Origin of the sequence: Phenylobacterium sp. (genome assembly GCF_030654915.1) — a bacterium.
GTDB lineage: Bacteria > Pseudomonadota > Alphaproteobacteria > Caulobacterales > Caulobacteraceae > Phenylobacterium.
This window is the reverse complement of sequence record NZ_JAURWM010000276.1, coordinates 1-18872: the sequence shown is the minus strand read 5'-3', so window position 1 is coordinate 18872 and position 18872 is coordinate 1. Positions and strand designations below refer to the sequence as shown.

At 66.9% G+C, this 18872-nt stretch carries 21 protein-coding genes; 15 read left to right on the top strand and 6 right to left on the bottom strand.

From position 1 onward, the window contains the following. The first annotated feature begins 51 nt into the window (after positions 1-51). The 3 genes from Q7T84_RS14570 (at position 52) to Q7T84_RS14560 (ending at position 3449) form a co-directional block, all read left to right on the top strand. The gene (locus Q7T84_RS14570) at positions 52-381 is read left to right on the top strand and encodes a hypothetical protein (protein ID WP_304810203.1); all 330 of its coding nucleotides are present in this window, start codon (positions 52-54) and stop codon (positions 379-381) included. 56 nt (positions 382-437) lie between these two features. Continuing rightward, positions 438-2753: a ribonuclease R gene (gene rnr / locus Q7T84_RS14565; RefSeq protein ID WP_304810201.1), complete on the top strand. Its 2316-nt coding sequence runs from the start codon at positions 438-440 to the stop codon at positions 2751-2753. Between the two features lie 63 nt (positions 2754-2816). Further along, positions 2817-3449, top strand: coding sequence for a hypothetical protein (locus tag Q7T84_RS14560; protein ID WP_304810199.1), 633 nt, complete (start codon positions 2817-2819; stop codon positions 3447-3449). A gap of 39 nt (positions 3450-3488) precedes the next feature. Here the strand turns inward: Q7T84_RS14560 and ybaL are convergent, their stop codons facing one another. Next, positions 3489-5438, bottom strand: a complete 1950-nt coding sequence (ybaL, locus tag Q7T84_RS14555) for a YbaL family putative K(+) efflux transporter (RefSeq protein WP_304810197.1) — start codon at positions 5436-5438, stop codon at positions 3489-3491. 66 nt (positions 5439-5504) lie between these two features. Between ybaL and Q7T84_RS14550 the strand changes: the two genes are divergently transcribed. Further along, positions 5505-5765, top strand: a complete 261-nt coding sequence (locus Q7T84_RS14550) for a helix-turn-helix transcriptional regulator (protein WP_304810195.1) — start codon at positions 5505-5507, stop codon at positions 5763-5765. Here the strand turns inward: Q7T84_RS14550 and Q7T84_RS14545 are convergent. Next, on the bottom strand, positions 5743-6429 hold the full coding sequence (locus tag Q7T84_RS14545) for a phosphatase PAP2 family protein (protein WP_304810193.1): 687 nt from the start codon (positions 6427-6429) through the stop codon (positions 5743-5745). The genes Q7T84_RS14550 and Q7T84_RS14545 overlap by 23 nt on opposite strands. A 274-nt stretch (positions 6430-6703) precedes the next feature. Here Q7T84_RS14545 and Q7T84_RS14540 point away from each other — a divergent pair, with 274 nt between their 5' ends. The 6 genes from Q7T84_RS14540 to rpmG all read left to right on the top strand — a co-directional run bounded on the left by Q7T84_RS14540 (position 6704) and on the right by rpmG (position 10846). Next, the gene (locus Q7T84_RS14540; RefSeq protein WP_304810191.1) at positions 6704-7414 is read left to right on the top strand and encodes an NUDIX domain-containing protein; all 711 of its coding nucleotides are present in this window, start codon (positions 6704-6706) and stop codon (positions 7412-7414) included. Positions 7415-7515: 101 nt separating this feature from the next. Beyond that, a complete protein-coding gene (locus Q7T84_RS14535) occupies positions 7516-8193 on the top strand; it encodes a PepSY-associated TM helix domain-containing protein (RefSeq protein WP_304810189.1) in 678 nt (225 codons plus the stop codon). A gap of 11 nt (positions 8194-8204) precedes the next feature. Continuing rightward, the gene (locus Q7T84_RS14530; RefSeq protein WP_304810188.1) at positions 8205-8720 is read left to right on the top strand and encodes a DUF2271 domain-containing protein; all 516 of its coding nucleotides are present in this window, start codon (positions 8205-8207) and stop codon (positions 8718-8720) included. A 20-nt stretch (positions 8721-8740) separates the two neighbouring features. Then, complete coding sequence (locus tag Q7T84_RS14525; protein ID WP_304810186.1) at positions 8741-9559, top strand: DUF4198 domain-containing protein; 819 nt, start codon at positions 8741-8743, stop codon at positions 9557-9559. A 9-nt stretch (positions 9560-9568) separates the two neighbouring features. After that, complete coding sequence (locus tag Q7T84_RS14520) at positions 9569-10564, top strand: FAD:protein FMN transferase (RefSeq protein ID WP_304810184.1); 996 nt, start codon at positions 9569-9571, stop codon at positions 10562-10564. 114 nt (positions 10565-10678) lie between these two features. After that, positions 10679-10846 carry a 50S ribosomal protein L33 gene (gene rpmG, locus Q7T84_RS14515; protein ID WP_056018215.1) on the top strand — a complete coding sequence of 56 codons (168 nt, stop codon included), beginning with the start codon at positions 10679-10681 and terminating at the stop codon, positions 10844-10846. A gap of 58 nt (positions 10847-10904) precedes the next feature. Here the strand turns inward: rpmG and Q7T84_RS14510 are convergent, their stop codons facing one another. The 3 genes from Q7T84_RS14510 to Q7T84_RS14500 all read right to left on the bottom strand — a co-directional run bounded on the left by Q7T84_RS14510 (position 10905) and on the right by Q7T84_RS14500 (position 13090). Beyond that, positions 10905-11273 (bottom strand): hypothetical protein, encoded by a 369-nt coding sequence (locus tag Q7T84_RS14510; RefSeq protein WP_304810180.1) that lies wholly within the window; start codon positions 11271-11273, stop codon positions 10905-10907. 82 nt (positions 11274-11355) lie between these two features. After that, positions 11356-12720, bottom strand: coding sequence for a PleD family two-component system response regulator (locus Q7T84_RS14505; RefSeq protein ID WP_304810178.1), 1365 nt, complete (start codon positions 12718-12720; stop codon positions 11356-11358). A 4-nt stretch (positions 12721-12724) separates the two neighbouring features. Further along, positions 12725-13090, bottom strand: coding sequence for a response regulator (locus Q7T84_RS14500; protein ID WP_304810176.1), 366 nt, complete (start codon positions 13088-13090; stop codon positions 12725-12727). Positions 13091-13252: 162 nt separating this feature from the next. Here Q7T84_RS14500 and Q7T84_RS14495 point away from each other — a divergent pair, with 162 nt between their 5' ends. After that, complete coding sequence (locus Q7T84_RS14495; RefSeq protein WP_304810172.1) at positions 13253-13867, top strand: hypothetical protein; 615 nt, start codon at positions 13253-13255, stop codon at positions 13865-13867. An 11-nt stretch (positions 13868-13878) separates the two neighbouring features. Here the strand turns inward: Q7T84_RS14495 and Q7T84_RS14490 are convergent, their stop codons facing one another. Further along, positions 13879-14598, bottom strand: coding sequence for a YceI family protein (locus Q7T84_RS14490; protein WP_304810170.1), 720 nt, complete (start codon positions 14596-14598; stop codon positions 13879-13881). Positions 14599-14751: 153 nt separating this feature from the next. Between Q7T84_RS14490 and Q7T84_RS14485 the strand changes: the two genes are divergently transcribed. The 4 genes from Q7T84_RS14485 to Q7T84_RS14470 all read left to right on the top strand — a co-directional run. After that, a complete protein-coding gene (locus tag Q7T84_RS14485; RefSeq protein ID WP_304810168.1) occupies positions 14752-15645 on the top strand; it encodes an ROK family protein in 894 nt (297 codons plus the stop codon). After that, positions 15642-16910, top strand: coding sequence for a DNA polymerase IV (locus tag Q7T84_RS14480; RefSeq protein WP_304810166.1), 1269 nt, complete (start codon positions 15642-15644; stop codon positions 16908-16910). Before Q7T84_RS14485 ends, Q7T84_RS14480 begins: the two co-directional genes overlap by 4 nt. A gap of 152 nt (positions 16911-17062) precedes the next feature. Further along, positions 17063-17392: an ATP-dependent Clp protease adapter ClpS gene (gene clpS, locus Q7T84_RS14475; protein WP_056734830.1), complete on the top strand. Its 330-nt coding sequence runs from the start codon at positions 17063-17065 to the stop codon at positions 17390-17392. A gap of 8 nt (positions 17393-17400) precedes the next feature. Continuing rightward, on the top strand, positions 17401-18872 hold a 1472-nt coding region (locus Q7T84_RS14470; RefSeq protein WP_304810162.1), incomplete at its 3' end, for an AAA family ATPase.

The following is an 18872-nucleotide window of genomic DNA, read 5'->3' as shown; positions in this document are numbered from 1 at the left end:
GGCGGCCTTAACCGGCGGCCGGCAACCTGTGCGCGCGCCAGGGAGCCTCACATGCCGGAGACGCCGACGTTCGGCCGCCGCAAGCCCATGGCCTATGCGCCTCCGGCCCCAAGCCAACGCGCGCCCAGCTTGGCTGAACTGGGTGTCGCGCCCTCCGATGGCGGCGACCAAGAGCTGGAAGCCTGGCGCAAGGAGCGACGCGAGAAGCGACGCAGCGCCTACCTGCGCCAGATCACCGGCCTGAGCGGCATCGGGGTCGGGCTGATGCTTTGCAGCCTGATCCTGAAGTTGGCCGACCTCGATCTGCTCAGCGCGATCCCAGGAACTCTCGGCTCGATCTGCATGTTCATCGGCTGGCGCCGCAACCGCGCGAGCAGCTGAACCTGCGTAGCTCGATAGCCCGTCGCGCAAACCCCGCGCAGCGGCTATCTAGGGACATGGCCAAGACACGTACGCTGAAATCCACGCGCTTCGCCCCCAAGACCGAAAGGCCACCTCAGGGGCTGCCCGATCGCGAGACCTTGCTGAAGTTCATTCGCGAGGCCGGTGAAGCCGAGAAGGCCGACATCGCGCGCGCCTTTGGCCTGAAGGGCAATGACCGCCGCGCCCTGCGCGACATGCTCAAGGAACTCGAGACCTCCGGCGCGCTGGGCAAGCGCGGCCGCAAGGGCTTCTCCGAATCCGGCGCCGTGCCGCCGGTGGGCGTCGTGGACGTGGTCGAGCGCGATCCGGACGGCGACCTGCTGGTCAAGCTGGTCAAGGGCGACGATGTCCCGCTGGTGCGGCTGGCTCCCGACCGCACGGGCGCCGTGGGCGGCGCGCCGGGCCTGGGCGACCGGATGCTGGTGCGCTTCGAGAAGCGCGAGAACGGCGAGCTCGAAGCCCGGGTGATCAAGCGTCTGGGCCAAAGCGCCCACCGCATCCTCGGCGTCGTCCGCAAGGAGAACAAGCAGGTCCGGGTCGAACCGGTCGATCGCCGCTCCAAGGAGAGCATGATCCTGGTTCCGGCCGAGGCCGCGAACCTGAGCGACGGCGATCTGGTCCTGGCCCAGATCACGGTCGAGGAACGCTACGGCCCCAAGCGCGGCAAGGTCCTGGAGGTCGTGGGCCGGGTGGACCAACCGCGCGCCGCCTCGCTGATCGCCATTCACTCGCACGGCATCCCCACCGGCTTCAGCCAGGACGCCGAAGCCGAGGCCGAGGCCGCCGAGGCCCCGACCCTTAAGGGCCGCGAGGACCTGCGCGCGGTTCCGCTGGTCACCATCGATCCGCCGGACGCCCGCGACCACGACGACGCGGTCTATGCCGAGGCCGACACCGACCCGGCCAACGAGGGCGGCTGGATCGTCTGGGTCGCCATCGCCGATGTCGCGGCCTATGTCCGCTCGGACTCGGCCCTGGACCGCGACGCGCGCGACAAGGGCAACTCCACCTACTTCCCCGACCGGGTCGAGCCGATGCTGCCAGAGCGGCTGTCGGCCGGTCTCTGCTCGCTGCGGCAAGGCGAGAACCGCGCCTGCCTGGCGGTGCGGATGGTGTTCGGCAAGGACGGCCGCAAGCGCTCGCACAAGTTCGTCCGCGGCCTGATGCGTTCGGCCGCCAAGCTCTCCTACGAGCAGGCGCAGCGCGCGATCGACGGCTTCCCCGACGACCAGACCAACCCGCTGCTGGAACCGATCTTGAAGCCGCTGTGGGCGGCCTATGAGACGATGATGAAGGGCCGCCGCGCCCGCTCGCCCCTGGCCATCGAGAGCCAGGAGCGGAAGATCGTCATCAACGCCGAGGGCGAGGTCACCTCGATCACGCCGCGCGCCGCGCTGGAGGCTCACAAACTGATCGAGGAGATGATGGTGCAGGCCAATGTCTGCGCCGCCGAGACCCTGGAGCAGAAGAAGAGCCCGCTGATCTACCGGATCCACGACACGCCCAGTCAGGAGAAGGTCCAGTCGCTGGCCGAGTTCCTGCAGACCCTGGGGATCGCCTGGAACAAGGGCGAGGCGCCGCGCACCGACCGCTTCAACAAGCTGCTGGAAGAGACCCGCGAGGGTCCGAGCGCCCAGATCATCAACGAGGTCGTGCTGCGCACCCAGATGCAGGCGATCTACTCGACCGAGAACATCGGCCACTTCGGGCTGAATCTTGACCGCTACGCCCACTTCACCTCGCCGATCCGCCGCTATGCCGACCTGATCGTGCACCGAGCCCTGATCCGCGCGCTGGGCCTGGGCGACGACGGCATCACCGACCGCGACATCTCCCAGATGAAGGACACCGCCGAGCGGATCACCTTCGCCGAGCGACGCTCGATGGCGGCCGAACGCGACGCCACCGACCGCTATGTGGCGTCCTTCCTCTCCGACCGGGTCGGCGCGGAGTTCCCCGGCCGCATCACCGGCGTCACCCGCTTTGGCCTGTTCGTCCGCCTGGACGAAACCGGGGCCGACGGGCTGGTGCCGGTCTCGACCCTGGGCGACGAGTACTTCGTGCACGACGACAAGGCTCACGCCCTGGTCGGCGAACGCACCGGCCGCCGCTGGCCGCTGGGAACCTCGGTGCAGGTCAAGCTCAAGGAGGCCGCCCCCATCACCGGTGGGCTGGTCTTCGAGATGATCAGCGAGCCCCTGCCCGTCGATCCGAACGCGCCCCGCCCGCGCCTGGGCGTGCGCGCCCGCACCTTCACCGGCCCCAAGCGCGGCGGCGGGGCCGGCAAGACCAAGGCCAAGGCCAAGACGAAGAGCGGCAAGCGCCGCTAGCGGGCTGACGGCTCGCCAATGGAATTTTGCGAAGCTTCACTGGTAGAACGGCGTAGTCAGTACATGAACAAGAACGTGGGCGTCTCAGTCGCGGTCATCGCTGTCCTGGCGGCGGGAGGCCTGTATCTCCTGGTGAAACCAGCAGGGGACGCGCCGGCTCCCGCCATGCCCGCCTCTGCCCCCGTGGCGTCTGCAGGGCCGGCGACCGCGCCGGCGGCGTCCATCGATCAAGCGGCGCCAGCCGGTCAGGTCACTTTCGACCCCAAGAACTCAACATTCACGCTCGATGGGCAATCCGTAACTCTTAAGAACGGCATATCGAGCATCCAGTCGGCTCCGGAGTCCGCGAGTTCAACAACCACGCGCTATTTTGGCGATGAGGGACGAGGCGATTTCAATAACGATGGCCAAGAAGACATAGCCTTTATTGTCACCCAGGACGCGGGCGGCAGCGGCCTCTTCTATTTTATCGTGGCCGCGATCAAGGGATCCGATGGTTATAAGACCACAAATGGATTTTTCATCGGCGACCGCATCGCCCCGCAGTCCATCACCATTCCACGGAGCTCAAATGAGCTCCAAGTCAACTTCGCTGACCGCCAGCCCGGAGAGCCTATGACGGCTCCGCCTACGGCGGGGCGCGTTCTGCTTCTCAAAGTGACGCCGCAAGGCGTACTTGAGGGCGTGATGAAATAGGCCCTAGGAAGAGGACTTCCAACCCGAGTTCCGGCGCCGCTAGGCGGGCTGCAAGCCCGCCAGGAAGCCTTGCTTGGTCACGGTGATCCGCTCGTCGCCGAGCTCCAGCAGGCACTCCTTGTCCCGCAGCGACGTGAACGCGGTGTCGAGGCGTTCGCCCTTGAAGCCGCGGGCGATGGCGGCGTCGCGGACCGGCTGGCGCGACATCGCCTCGCCAGGCCATATGTCCATGTCCCGCAGAACAGCCAGCACCGCGCGCTCGGCGTCGTCGAGGATCAGCAGCCTGGGGCCGGTGGGGGCCAGCTCGGCGCCCAATGGAGGCAGCGCGCCTTCCAGCGGGCCTTCGGGTTCGAGCATGCCGCGGGCGATCTGGGCCTCGCCCATCACGACCCGGTCGGCGCCGTGGGCGATCAGGTGGGTGGCTTCGGCGTCGGAATGGGCCCGCGCCACGATCTCCAGCCCCGGATTGGCCTTGCGCGCCTTGTCGACCACGCCGCCGCCCTCGAAGCCGTCGGCGACGGCGACGAACACCCGCACGGCGCGCTCGATGCCGGCCGCCTCCAGCACCCTGGGATCGGTGGCGGCGCCGATGATGGTCTCATAGCCATGGTTTCGGGCCTTGAGCGCCATCTCGGTCTGGTTCTCCACCAGGACGAAGGGCGCGGCCTGCGCCCTCAATCCCGAAGCCACCACCTCGCCCACCTGGCCATAGCCGATCAGGATGGTGTGACCGCCCAGCTGGGTTGGCGACAGATCGTTGGCGGGTTCGGGATCTGGCGTCGGGACAGCCGGCGAGGGCTGGGCGCGCGGGGTGCGCGTGGCCAGGCCGAAGATGAAGGGGTTGAGCATGATCGAGATGATCGCGCCGGCCAGGATCAGGTCGCGGCCCTCCTTGGGCAGGATCTCCAGATCAACGCCCATGGTCGCCAGGATGAAGGAGAACTCGCCAATCTGGGCCAGGCTGGCCGCCACCGTGACGGCGGTGGTGTTCGAGCGGCCGAAGGCCTTGATGATCGCCATCGCCGCCAGCGACTTGCCGACAATGATGATGCCCAGCACCGCCAGCACGGTCCACGGATGGGCCAGCACCACGAAAGGGTTGAACAGCATGCCGACCGACACGAAGAACAGCACAGCGAAGGCGTCGCGCAGCGGCAGGGTCTCCTCGGCCGCCCGCTGGCTGAGTTCGGATTCGGCCAGGATCATGCCGGCGAAGAAGGCCCCGAGCGCGAAAGAGACGCCGAACAGCATCGCCGCGCCGAAGGCGACGCCGAGCGCGACGGCCAGCACCGCCAGGCGAAACAGTTCGCGCGATCCTGTATGGGCCACATAGTGCAGCAGCCAGGGCACCAGTCGGCGCCCGACAATCAGCATGAAGGCGACGAAGCCGCCGACCTTCAGCAGGGTGACGCCCAGCGGCATGACCCAGGCGGTCATCGGATCGACCGCACCCTCCCCGGCCTTCAGCGCCCCGGCCAGGGCCGGCAGCAGCACCAGGGCTAGGACCATGGCCAGGTCCTCGACGATCAACCAGCCGACGGCGATCTTGCCGCGGTCGGTCTGGATCAGCCGCCGCTCCTGCAACCCGCGCAGCAACACCACCGTCGAGGCGACCGAGAGCGCCAGGCCGAACACCAGCCCTGAAATCAGCGGCCAGCCCATCAAGGCGGCCAGACCCATCCCGAGCAGGGTGGCGACGGCCATCTGGCCGAGCGCGCCCGGCACCGCGATCTTGCGAACCGCCAGCAAGTCCTTCAGCGAGAAATGCAGCCCGACCCCGAACATCAGCAGAATCACGCCGATCTCGGCCAACTCATTGGCGATCTTCTGGTCGGCGACGTAGCCCGGCGTGAACGGCCCGACGAGAACCCCCGCCAGCAGATAGCCCACCAAGGGCGACAACCGCAGTCGCTGGGCGATGGCGCCCAGGGCGAACGCGGCCACGAGGCCCGCGACAATGGTGGCGATCAGCGGCGTGTGGTGGGGCATGTGCCTCCCGGAAACTTGAGCGTGAGCCGCTTGAATTTGGGGTGTTTTGGGCGCAGATCAACCAAAATGGCTGAAACCGCCGGACACAACGACGTCATCCATCCCTGCCAGTGCCGAGCGGCGCGCGGGCTGCTGGATTGGACGCAGGATCACCTGGCGCGGACCGCCGGCGTGTCGCGCAGCACGATCCGCGACTTTGAGAGCGGACGTCACGCCCTGCACCGCTCGACAGCCGCCTTGATCGAGACGGCGCTGCGGCAGGCCGGCGTCGTCCTGCTGTGCGCGGGCGACGGCGGCTTTGGCGTCAGGCTCGTTTCGGCTGAGTGAAGACCAGAACTATCCACGCCGCCAGCGCCCAGCTGGCGCCGAGCGCCCAGCCGGCCAGTACGTCGGTCGGCCAATGGACCCCCAGATAGACCCGGCTGACGCCCACGGCGATCATGGCGGTGATGGCCAGGGCGTAGATCAGCGCCTTGGTTCGCCGCCGGCTTTCGAAGCTCGCCAGCACCGTCGCCAAGGTTAGGAAGGTGGCGGCGGCCGCGGTCGAATGCCCGCTCGGGAAACTCTGCGAATAGACGATGCTGCCGTGGGCCACGAGCATGGGTCGGTCGCGGTCGTAGAACGCCTTCAGGACCTCGCTGGAGGCATAGGCCAAGATCACTGTCCCCGCGAAAATCAGGGCCTCGCGACGTCGCTGATGGAAGACCAGCAGCAAGACAGCCACGATGGTGAGAAGGGTGACCACGGTGAAGCCGCCGAGCGCGGTGATGTCGCGCATCGATTCTTCGAACCATCGCGGTCCGAGCGGATCGGAGGGATCGCCGGGCGAGCGGAAGGCCAGCAAAAGCCGCCGGTCCAGCGCCGCGGTCTCGCCCTCGGCCACCTCGCCGGCGATGGAGAGGAAGAGCGACGGCACCCCGACCAGGGCGACCAGCACCACCAGGGTTCGCGTCTCGAGCTTGCCCAGCAGTGACTTCAGGCGTCCGATCATGACGCCAGCAAGTCGATGTGAGCGGCGCCGAGGCGGGCCAGGACGGATTGAATGAAAGTCATGCTCTCTTCCTGGCAGATGTGGGCGCTGTTGTCGGCAGGGTTTACGGCCCAAACCGCCGTCTTCGCCAAGGTGAGCTTGGACAATATCAACCGCGACGGGCGCCAATTGGGCGGGCGTGGGCGGGATCGCGGCCGACGCGATGCTCGTCGCGTGGCGCGGTTGACCTAAGGTCGGTATTCCCTCGGCCTGAGTCGGCTCATACAGTTGTTTCATGAGCAATGTTGAAACAGTCCGGCGCCCGGAGGGCGGTCGACTTCGCGCCGACGGCGCCCGCGCGGTGCGTCCGCGTAACGCCGCCACCCTCATCATCGTCCGTCGTGACCGCAGCAAGCCCCAGGTGTTGATGGGCAAGCGCCACAGCGGCCATGACTTCATGCCGAACCTCTGGGTGTTCCCCGGCGGCCGGATCGACCGCAGCGATTTCCGCGCGCCCTTCGCCACCGATCTGAAGCCCGACGTGGCGGCCAAGTTCGAGGCCCACATCCCGATGAGCCGGGGCCGGGCCCTGGCGTTGGCGGCGGTGCGCGAGACCTATGAGGAGGCCGGGCTGCTGCTCGCCAAGCCGGTTCCGCCGCGACCCGTGGCTGGTCCCTGGCGCGAGTTCGCCGCCCACGGCGCGGCGGCCGACCTGGAAGCCCTGCAAATCATCGCCCGCGCGGTGACGCCGGCCATGCTGGCCAAGCGGTTCGACACCTGGTTTCTGATGGCCGAGGCCGAGCATCTGATAAGCTTGGAGCGCCAGCCGGACTGCGGCGAACTGGAAGAGATCGCCTGGGTCGACTTCGACGAGGCCATCGCCCTGCCCCTGCCCTCGGTGACCCGCACCGTGATCGGCGAGGCCATCCAGCGCCTGGAAGACCCCAGCCGGCCGCAGCCGTTCATGCGCTTTGGCGCCAACAAGACGAAGCTGACCCACCTGTAGCGCCAACACGTTTCAGCTGCGAATTATTCGCAACAAGCTTGCGCTTGGCCGCCCCCGTTGTTAGTGCGAACCATTCTTAGCACCTGCGGGGGATTTGGATTTTGTCGGCTTCTGAGCTCGTTGGCGCCAAACCGGCCATCGATGAGGCTAAGGCTCGCGCCAAGCGCGCGGCTCAGCGCCGCGCCGCACTCATGCGCCAGATGGTCCAGTGGCACTGGATCAGCGCCGCGATCTGCCTGGTCGGCATGCTGTTGTTCGCCATCACCGGCATCACCCTCAACCACGCCGGGGCCATCGAGACCAAGCCCCAGACGATCGAGGTCGAAGGCCAGCTTCCGCCCGAACTGATCGCCGCGGCCAAGACCGCCCAGACCTCGAAAGGCGCACTGCCCGAGGATATCCGCGTCTGGCTGGCCAAGGACCTCGACGTGAAGGCCCCCAAGGCCGCGCCCATCGAGTGGACCGACGACGAGGCCTATGTCTCGCTGCCGCGCCCGGGCGGCGACGGCTGGGTGACCTTCGACGCCGTGTCCGGCGAGGTGCTGCACGAACGCACCGACCGGGGTGCGATCGCCTATCTCAACGACCTGCACAAGGGGCGCAACTCCGGCGCGGTCTGGAGCCTGTTCCTCGACATCTTCGCCATCGGCTGCATCGTGTTCTGCGCGACCGGCCTGGTGCTGCTGCAGCTTCATTCACGGGCTCGCAAGATCACCTGGCCGCTGGTCGGCCTGGGCCTTGCCGTACCCCTGATCCTCGTCCTCCTCTTCCTCCATTGACTGGAGCCTCCATGCGCCTGCCCGTCTACACCGCCGCCTTGACCGGCCTGATGGCGAGCCCCGCCCTGGCGGCCGACCTGGAACTCAGCCTGGAGATCCCGCGACTGACGGTGGCCGAGTATCACCGGCCCTATGTCGCGGTCTGGATCGAGAACCCCGACAAGACCGCCGTGAAGACGCTGGCCGTCTGGTACGACGTCAAGCTGAAGAACAACGAAGGTCAGAAGTGGCTGAAGGACATGCGCCAGTGGTGGCGCCGCGCCGGCCGCGACATGAGCCTGCCGGCCGACGGCGTCAGCGCCGCGACCCGCGCGCCTGGCAAGCACCAGGTGGTGTTCAAGGGCGGAGCCTCGCCGCTGGGGAACCTCCCGGCCGGCCAGTACAACCTGGTCGTCGAGGCCGCCCGTGAAGTCGGCGGCGTCGAAGTGCTCCGCGCCCCGTTCCAATGGCCGCCCAAGGCCCGCGCCACCTCCTCGGCGAAGGGCTCCAGCGAGCTCGGCGCAATGAGCGTCACCGTCAAGCCGTGAACCCCAGAAGGATCCATCAGATGATCTCGCTTCGTCGCGGCGCGCTCGCCGCCGTCTCCCTCGTCGCCCTGCTGGCCGCTCCGGTCGCCGCCAACGCCCACCGCCAGTGGCTGCTGCCCTCGGCCACGGTGCTGTCGGGCAATGATCCCTGGATCACGTTCGACGCCGCGGTCTCCAACGACCTCTTCTATTTCGATCACGTGCCGATGCGGCTGGACGGCATCGCCGTCGTCGCGCCCGACGGCTCGAAGGGCGAGATCAAGAACGGCGCGACGGGCAAGTACCGCAGCACCTTCGACGTCCAGCTCGACAAGCCCGGCACCTACAAGATCACCAATGTCAGCGATGGCCTGATGGCCTCCTACAAGCTGAACGGCGAGGCCAAGCGCTGGCGCGGCAACGAAGCCGAGTTGGCGACCGCGATCCCGAAGGACGCCACCGAGGTCAAGCTCACCCAGTCGCAACGCCGGCTGGAAGTCTTCGCCACCCGCGGCGGCCCCACCAAGGAAGCCCTCAAGATCACCGGCAAGGGCCTGGAACTCGAGCCCGTCACCCACCCCAACGATCTCGTCGCGGGCGAGGCGGCCACCTTCAAGCTGATGCTCGACGGCAAGCCGGCCCCGGGCGTCGAGGTCGAGGTCGTTCCAGGCGGCAATCGCTATCGCAGCGGCACGGGCGAGATGAAGCTGACCACGGACGCCCAGGGGGCCTTCACCGTGAAATGGCCGAACGCCGGCATGTACTGGCTGGAAGCCTCGGTGCGTGGCGGCAAGGCCAGCGTGCCGAACGCCGAGCGCAACGCCTCCTACGTCACGACGCTGGAAGTCCTCCCGGACTAGGGCGCCCCAATGAACCGCGTCGCGGTTCCCCTTGAGCTGTCGCCGCCGGCCGCACGGCCGCGCGGCGGCGCCATGATCGAGCTCGGCGGCCCCACCATGGGGGTCGCCTGGAGCGCGAAGGCGCTCGCCCCGCCGCGGTTCGACGCGGCCGGCGCCCAGGCCGGCATCCAGGCCCTGCTCAACCGGCTCGTCGCCCAGATGAGCCCGTGGGAGCCGCAATCCGACATCAGCCGGTTCAATCAAGCCCCGGCCGGCGCATGGCTGAACATGGCTCCAGCCTTCCAGCACGTGCTGACCGGCGCGCTGGCCTGGGCGCAGGCCAGCGAGGGCGCGTTCGACCCCACGGCGGGACGGCTCGTCGATCTCTGGGGATTTGGCCCCCCCGGGGCCGTGGAGGCCCCGCCAGCGCCCGCCGACATCGCGGCCGCCCTAGGCGCCCGCGGATGGGACCGACTGGCCCTGGAGGGCTCCAGGGTGTTCCAGCCTGGCGGGCTGGCGTTGGACTTCTCGGGCATCGCCAAGGGCTTCGGCGTCGACGAGGTGTCGCGGGCGCTCAACCTGCTGGGCCTGCCCGACCATCTCGTTGAGATCGGCGGCGAACTTCGCGGCCAAGGCGTCAAGCCAGATGGCGAGCCCTGGTGGGTGGAGATCGCGGCGCCGCCCGGCGCGCGCCTGCCCGGAGGGCCGATCCTGCTGGCCCTGCATGGGCTGTCGATCGCCACCTCGGGCGACTACCACCGATTCCTGGATCACGGGGGACGCCGCTACGCCCACACCCTCGATCCGCGATTCGGGCGGCCGATCGACAACGGCGTCCGCTCGGTCAGCGTGATTCATCGCACCTGCATGGACGCTGACGCGCTCAGCACGGCGCTTGGCGTGCTGGGAGCGCTGGACGGGCCGCAATTTGCTGTAAAACATGGGCTTGCAGCCTATTTCCTGGTGGACGACGGCGACGGTTTGCGCGAAATCCTCTCCCCGAAGTTCGAAGCCATGCTCGGCTGAGACATCACCCCATGCGGCAATTTCCCAGCCCGGATTGACTTTGGGTTTGGGATTCGTATTGTCCGCCGCTCTTTCGAACACCTGCCGGTCAAGCCGGCCCCGCGAGGACCGACCATGGCGAAGCCCGCCTCCATCAAGATCCGTCTGAATTCGTCGGCGGACACCGGCTACTTCTACGTGACCAAGAAGAACGCCCGCACCAAGACCGAGAAATTGGTGATGATGAAGTACGACCCGGTAGTCCGGAAGCACGTCGAATTCAAAGAAGGCAAGATTAAGTAGCCTTCGCAGACTCCAGTCTGTGAAAACGCCCGGCTGCATGGCCGGGCGTTTTTCGTTGTCAGGAACGCCGCGAGCGTCCCAGCAGAGATAGCGCCAAGCCGACCAGGGCGACCACGAACATCAGCCCGATGATCAAGGTCAGGGTCTTCTCACGGGCGCCGACCTGCGCCCCGGCCTCCACCAGGTCGCGGTAGCTACCGAAGAACGACATCCAGAACATCGCGCTGGCAAAGCCCCAGCCGGCGCTGAGCCAACGCTCCGCAAAGCCGCGTAGCGCCAGCAATCCGCCGACGACCAACATGATCGCGGCCAGGTAGTCGACCACCCAGAACGGCCACCACTGCCAGTCGCCCCAGTTGCGCACCGCTTCCAGCACGCCGAGCAGCAGCCCAAACGCGACACCGAGCCACGCCGATATCCTGATCATTCCAATCCTCCCCAGGTTGTGAGGCGGAGCTTGGCCTTGATAGATCGATATTGGAAGAGCGCCGCTGAGCAGCGCAGGGCCGCTACGCGGCCCTGGCGACAACCCGGTTGCGGCCCGAGGCCTTGGCCTCGTAGACGGCTTCGTCGGCGCGCTTGAGCAGGACCTCGGGGCGATCAGTCTCACCGATCGTCGCCGCCACCCCGATCGAAATGGTGACAGTCAGCAGCTCGGCGCCGCCCATCACCCGGAACGGCGAGCCGGCGACGTGCAGGCGGATGCGCTCTGCGATCCGCTCGGCGTCCTCGATGGTGGTGTCAGGCATCACAACCACGAACTCCTCGCCGCCATAGCGGCAAGGCAGGTCGATGGCGCGGACGTTGGAGGCCAGACGCACGGCGAACTCGCGCAGCACCTCGTCGCCCACGTCATGGCCATAGCCGTCGTTGATCTTCTTGAAGTGGTCGATGTCGATCAGCAGGCAGGCGACGGCGTCGCCGCCATGGGATGCGCGCTTCACCAGGGCCTCGAGCTGCCCGTTCATGTAGCGGCGGTTATGCAGGCCGGTCAGCTGGTCGGTGACGGCCAGCTCCAGCGAGTGGTCGAGATTGTCCCGCAGGTAGTCGGTGTAGCGCTTGCGGCGGATCTGGGTGCGGGCGCGGGCGGCCAGCTCCTGGGGATCGATCGGCTTGGCGAGGATGTCGTTGACCCCGATTTCCAGGGCCTTCACCAGGCGCGCGCGCTCATCAAAGTCGACGATGGCCAGGATCGGCAGGTGCCGGGTCGCCTCGTCCGACCGTAGCTGGGCGGCGAAGCGCAGGCCGTCGAACGAGCGCGCGGTGGCGTTGACGATGATTAGGTCGACCAGCCCCTTGGCGGTCATCAGGGCCGCCTCCGGATCAGCCTCGATCAGCGGTCGGTGCTCGATGGCGAGTTCAGAAGCGACGCGTTGGGCCTGGCGCTCGTGATCGTCGACGATCAGCACCCTGCCCCCGGTCGCGCCCAGGCGGGCCGCGGCCCCGGCGATCACGCCCATGCGGCGGCCAGAGGCCTCGCGGTCGCGCAGTTCGTCGATGACCATCTTCAGCCGCGTCAGGCTGCGCACGCGCGCAAACAGCATCACGTCGTCGATGGGCTTGGTCAGGAATTCGTCCGCACCGGCCTCAAGGCCGGCGATGCGGTCGGCGCGGCCGTCGAGAGCGGTGACCAGCACCACCGGCACGTGGCGCGTCTCTGGATCGTCTTTCAGCCGGCGGCAGACCTGGAAACCATCCATGCCTGGCATCATCACGTCCAGCAGGACGATGTCGGGCTTTTCGCTGGCTGCGATGGCCAGGGCCGTCGGTCCGTCATGCGCCGTCAGGACGTCATAATATTCGGCTGTCAGCTTGGCTTCGAGCAAGCGGACATTGGCCTCGATATCATCGACGACGAGAATACGCGCGGACATGCGGCTAGTTCAGTAGCCGGCGAATGGTGTCGAGGAAATGCGATACCGAGATCGGCTTGGAAATATAGGCCTCGCAGCCCCCCTCACGGATCCGTTCCTCGTCGCCCTTCATGGCGAAGGCGGTGACGGCGACCACCGGAATACCGGCGAGTTCATCGTCTTCCTTCAGCCACTTGGTGACCTCCAGACCCGAAATCTCCGGGAGCTGGATATCCATTAGAATCAAGTCGGGACGATGCTCCCGGGCCAACGCAAGCGCCTGCAATCCCTCTCGGGTCTGCAAAGTTTCGTAGCCTTGGGCATCGAGCAGATCATGAAAGAGTTTCATGTTCAGCTCGTTATCCTCGACGATGAGGACCTTCTTGGCCATTTTCGTCTCGCCAATGCTTCGAAGCCCGCGAATCGACGCTGACCCCACCTTTGGATCGTTGATCTCACGGATATCCTTAAACTCGCGTTAGCCGCACTCAGGAGTCGTAAGCTGCCCAACACCCCGTCCATCGCCGCCGTCAGGCCGCCAAACCTCGCCGATATGGGGCTGGATACCCGTCGCCCGCTGCTGTTGGTCGACGTGGACGAGGTATTGGGCCTGTTTATGCAGGGTTTCGGGAAGTTTCTCGAAGATCGCGGCCTGGAGTTCAGGGTCGATCGCTTCGCGCTTTTCCAGAATATCTACCGACCCGGCGAGAGCGACCATCTGCCGATCACCGAGGGAAAAGTTCACTTCGACGATTTTTTCCGCTTCGGCTGCGGCGACATGGAGCCGGCGCCGGGCGGCGCCGAGGCGCTGCGCGCGCTGTCGCGACACGCCAATATCGTGATCCTGACCAATGCGCCGGGACCCGCGCGCCTAGCCCGCGCCCGCTGGCTCGGCCGCCACCGGATGGACTATCCGCTGGTCCTCAACACCGGTCCCAAGGGACCGCTGGCCGCCGGCATGGTGCGGCAGGTCCAGGGCCCGGCGGCGTTCATCGACGACCTGATGTCGAACCTCGACTCGGTCGAGCAGAACGCGCCGCACGTCCATCGCTTCCAGATGGTCGCCGATCCGCGCCTGCAGCCCCTGGCCCCCGCCGCGCCCGACCGGCACCGGCGCATCGACGATTGGGACGAACTGCGGCGGGCGATCGAGGCGACGATCCTGTAGGGCTCCCGCGCCTAGCCCGCAGGGGCCGGGGCTGGGACAGGCGTCGCGGCCGGCTGGGTGAACTCGGCCTCGATAAAGAACTCCACCTCGTCGCCGACCCCGAAGTTCGAGCCTGGCGCCGGGATGCCGTAGCTGACGCCAAACTCCGAGCGCTTGAGCGAGCCCTGCGCCGAGAAGCCGATCCGCGATCCGGCCGGGTCCATCCCGTTCGGCTTGGCCCCGCCGTTGAACGTAGTCTCCAGCGTCACCGGGCGGGTCACCCCATGCAAGGTGAGATCGCCGGTCACATTGGCGGTGGCCGGGCCGGTCACATCGACCTTGGTGGACCTGAAGGTGATTTTCGGAAACTTCGCCGCATCCAGCCACGACGGGCCGGCCAACTCGGCGTCGAAGTCGGGCTTGTCGCCATGGAAGTCGGTCTCGATCGAGCGCGGATCGATGGTGGCGTTCACGCTCATCGCAGCGGGATTGGCCGGATCGAACTGCAGATCGGCGGCGATATCGGTGAAGCGCGCCGTGTAGCGCGACAGGCCCATGTGGTTGACCCGGAAGGTCAGGCTGGCGTGGTTCGGGTCGATCTTGTAGGCGCCGGGCGGCGCTTCGTTGACGGGGACCGCCTTGGCGGCCGGCGCCGGGGCGCTCTCGGCCGTGTCGGCTTTCCGCGCCGGCCCTGGCGAACAGGCCGCCAGCGAGGCGGCCGTGAGGGCCGTGATCCAAAGAGTGTGCTTCATGCCGAGGCTCCAGCAGTTTGGCGCTCGCCGCGCCAAGTGAAATCCAGATCCGCCCCAGGGTTGCACGACGAACAGCCCAAGCAAAACCGAAGGCGAGCACCGGGCCGTGCGGGCCATTGAACTGAGCCCCGAAACGGAACAAACCATGATCCCATGATAAGGATCGGGGTGGATTTCGGCGGCACGAAGATCGAGGCGGCGGCGCTGGACGCCGACGGCCGCTTCCTGGCGCGCGTGCGCGCAAGCTCGCCCCGCAGCTATGAGGCTGGCCTGCTGGCGGTTCGCGACCTGGTCGCCGAGGCTGAACGCCAGGCGGGCGTCACGGGCGCCAGCGTCGGAGTCGGCGGTCCGGGATCGCCCTCGCCCATCACCGGCCTGATGCGCAACGCCAACTCCACTCAGCTCAACGGCCATCCCTTCCCCGCCGACCTGGCCCGTGTGCTGGAGCGGCCGGTCCGGTACGCCAACGACGCCAACTGCCTGGCGCTGTCGGAAGCCACCGACGGCGCGGGCGCGGGCCACCAGGTCGTGCTGGCGGTGATCCTCGGCACGGGCTGCGGCGCCGGCGTGACGGTCGGCGGGCGCATCCTGGAGGGCCGCAACGCCATCGCCGGCGAATGGGGCCACATGCCCCTGCCCTGGCCGACCGCGCAGGAGCACCCAGGACCCGAGTGCTGGTGCGGCCGCCGCAACTGCCTGGAGCTTTGGATATCCGGCACCGGCCTGGCCCGGGATCATGGCGAGCGACTGACCGCCGAAGCCGTCGTCAGCGCGGCCCGGAGCGGCGAGGCCGGCGCCAAGGCCGCGCTCGATCGCTATGTCGACCGGCTGGCCCGGGGCCTGGCGGTGGTCGGCGGGGTGCTCGACCCGGACGTCATCGTGCTGGGCGGCGGCATGTCCAATGTCGATGAACTCTATGAGCGGCTGCCCGGCGCCATCACCCCGCTGGTGTTCTCCGACATCTTCACCACGCCGGTGCGGCGCGCCGAGCATGGCGATTCCTCGGGCGTTCGGGGGGCGGCCTGGCTCTGGCCGCTATCGCCATGAGCGGCCTCTGCCGCGATTGCTTCCGGCGCGGCGACCTTGGCCGGCGGTGCCCGCGCTGCGGCTCGCCCCGCGTTGTGACGCACGCCGAGCTGGATCAGTTGTCCATCGCCCACATGGACTGCGACGCCTTCTACGCCTCGGTCGAAAAGCGGGACGATCCGACCTTGCGCGATCAGGCGGTGATCGTCGGCGGCGGCAAGCGCGGCGTGGTGACCACCTGCTGCTACATCGCCCGGAATTCGGGCGTGCGCTCGGCCATGCCGATGTTCAAGGCGCGGCAACTTTGCCCCGACGCCGTGATCGTCAAGCCGGACTTCACCAAATATCGGACCGAAAGCCGGCGGATCATGGCGATGATCCGCGATCTGACGCCGCTGGTGCAGCCGCTGTCCCTGGACGAGGCGTGGATGGACCTCTCCGGCACCGAGCGCCTGCACGGCGCGGCGCCCGCCGAGACCCTGGCGCGGCTGCAGGCCAAGATCGAGGCGGAGATCGGCATCACCGTCTCCATAGGCTTGGCGCCCAACAAGTTCCTGGCCAAGATCGCCTCCGATCTCGACAAGCCGCGCGGCTTCTCGGTGATCGGCGACGCCGAAGCCCAGGGGTTCCTGGCCCCCAGGCCAGTCGGCATCATCCCCGGCGTTGGCCCGGCGATGATCAAGTCCCTTGAGGGCGCCGGCTATCGCACGGTTGGGGACCTGGCCGGCGCCGAGCCCAAGGCGCTCGCGAAATGGTTCGGCGCGAACGGGCTGCGGCTCTTCGACCTGGCCCACGGGCGCGACAACCGGCCGGTCAATCCCAACGAGGAGCGCAAGGGGATCAGCGCCGAAACCACCTTCAACGAGGATCTTCACAGCTTCGCGGACTTGGAAGACAAGCTCGCGCCCCTATGTGAGCGGGTGGCCCGTCAGGCGCGCGCCGGCGGCGTCGCTGGCCGCGTTGTCACGCTCAAGCTGCGCGGGAGCGACTTCAAGATCATCACGCGGCGGCGCGTCCTGCCCGTCCCCACCCAGACGGCCAAGACCCTGTTCGAGGTCGGCCGGGAACTACTGACCAAGGAGGCGAATGGAAAATTCTGGCGGCTGATCGGCATCGGCATGGCCGAACTGATCGAGGCTGACGCCGTGGAACATGATTTCTTCGCTGGAGCCGAGCGCCGCGCGCTGATCGAAGAGACCGCCGTTGATCGCCTAAGGGCGCGATTCGGACCCGGCGCGGTGATCAGCGGACGCGCGCTCGGCGTGAAACGTTCCTCCGAGGATTGAAACCTGCATGAAACCCGAGCCCCGGACGTGACAAAAACACGCGGATCGCGGTGTTGGGATCGTTGTCAGTGATTTCAACCCTTCCATACGGCGTCCTTTTCCATATCTAATCCTTAGCTAGCGAGGGCGAGCGCCCTCAGGAGACCTGTTAGATGGCCGAGCGAAAGCAAGGTGATCAAGATACGGGCGTCCGGTCGACGGTCATAACTCAGACCAAGCCGAAGACGCAGAAACCGTCGATGTATCGCGTGCTCATCCTAAACGATGACTACACGCCGATGGAATTCGTCGTTTACGTGCTTGAGCAATACTTCAACAAGTCGCGCGAAGACGCGACCAGGATCATGCTTCACGTCCACCAACATGGGGTGGGAGTGTGCGGCGTGTTTACTTACGAAGTGGCGGAAACAAAGGTGGCCCAGGTCGTTGATACCGCAAGACGGCATCAACACCCGCTGCAATGCACCATGGAAAAGGATTGAGGCCCAGAGTGCCGTCATTCTCGCGCCATCTAGAAGAATCTCTCCACCGCGCGGTGGCCTTCGCCAATCAGCGAAAGCACGAGTACGCGACGCTTGAGCATCTGCTGCTCTCCCTCATCGACGATGAGGATTCAGCTGGTGTCATGCGGGCGTGCGACGTGGATCTCGCGGCCCTGCGCACCACTCTCACCAATTATGTGGACAACGAGCTGCGGTCCCTGGTCGTCGATGACGGCGAGGACGCCAAGCCTACCTCGTCGTTCCAGCGCGTGATCCAGCGTGCGGTGATCCACGTCCAGTCTTCGGGCCGTGAGGAAGTGACCGGGGCCAATGTGCTCGTGGCCATCTTCTCCGAGCGCGAGAGCCATGCCGCCTACTTCCTGCAAGAGCAGGACATGACGCGGTACGACGCGGTGAACTACATCGCCCACGGCATCGCCAAGAAGGCCGGGGCCGACCAGCCCAAGGCCGCCAAGGGCGCCGAGGACGAGGACAAGCCCGCGGTCAAGACCGGCGGCGAGGCGCTCGAAGCCTACTGCGTGAACCTCAATGAGAAGGCCAAGCAGGGTAAGGTCGATCCGCTGATCGGGCGGTCGGCCGAGGTCGAGCGCTGCATTCAGATCCTGTGCCGGCGCACCAAGAACAACCCGCTGCTGGTGGGCGACCCGGGCGTTGGCAAGACCGCCATCGCCGAGGGCCTGGCCCGCAAGATCGTCGACGGCCAGGTGCCCGAGGTGCTCTCCGGCTCCACCATCTTCTCGCTCGACATGGGCAGCCTGCTGGCGGGCACCCGTTATCGCGGCGACTTCGAAGAACGCGTGAAGCAGGTGGTCAAGGAACTCGAGAACCACGCCGACGCGATCCTGTTCATCGACGAGATCCACACGGTCATCGGCGCCGGCGCGACCAGCGGCGGGGCCATGGACGCTTCGAACCTGCTGAAGCCGGCCCTGGCTTCGGGCACCCTGCGGTGCATGGGCTCCACGACCTACAAGGAGTTCCGTCAGCACTTCGAGAAGGATCGGGCGCTGGTTCGCCGGTTCCAGAAGATCGACGTCAACGAACCGACCATCGACGACACGATCAAGATCCTGAAGGGCTTGAAGACCTACTACGAGGACTTCCACAAGCTTCGCTACACCAACGACGCCATCAAGGCGGCGGTGGAGCTGTCGGCCAAGTACATCACCGACCGCATGCTGCCGGACAAGGCCATCGACATCATCGATGAAGCCGGCGCGGGCCAGATGCTGCTGACCGAGTCCAAGCGCAAGAAGGTCATTGGCGTGAAGGAGGTCGAGGCCGTCGTGGCCAAGATCGCCCGCATCCCGCCGAAGTCCGTCTCCAAGACCGACACCGAGGCTCTGAAAGAGCTGCAGGTCGATCTGAAGCGCGCCGTCTACGGCCAGGACGAGGCGATCGAACAGCTGTCCTCGGCCATGAAGATGGCTCGGGCCGGCCTGCGCGACGCCAACAAGCC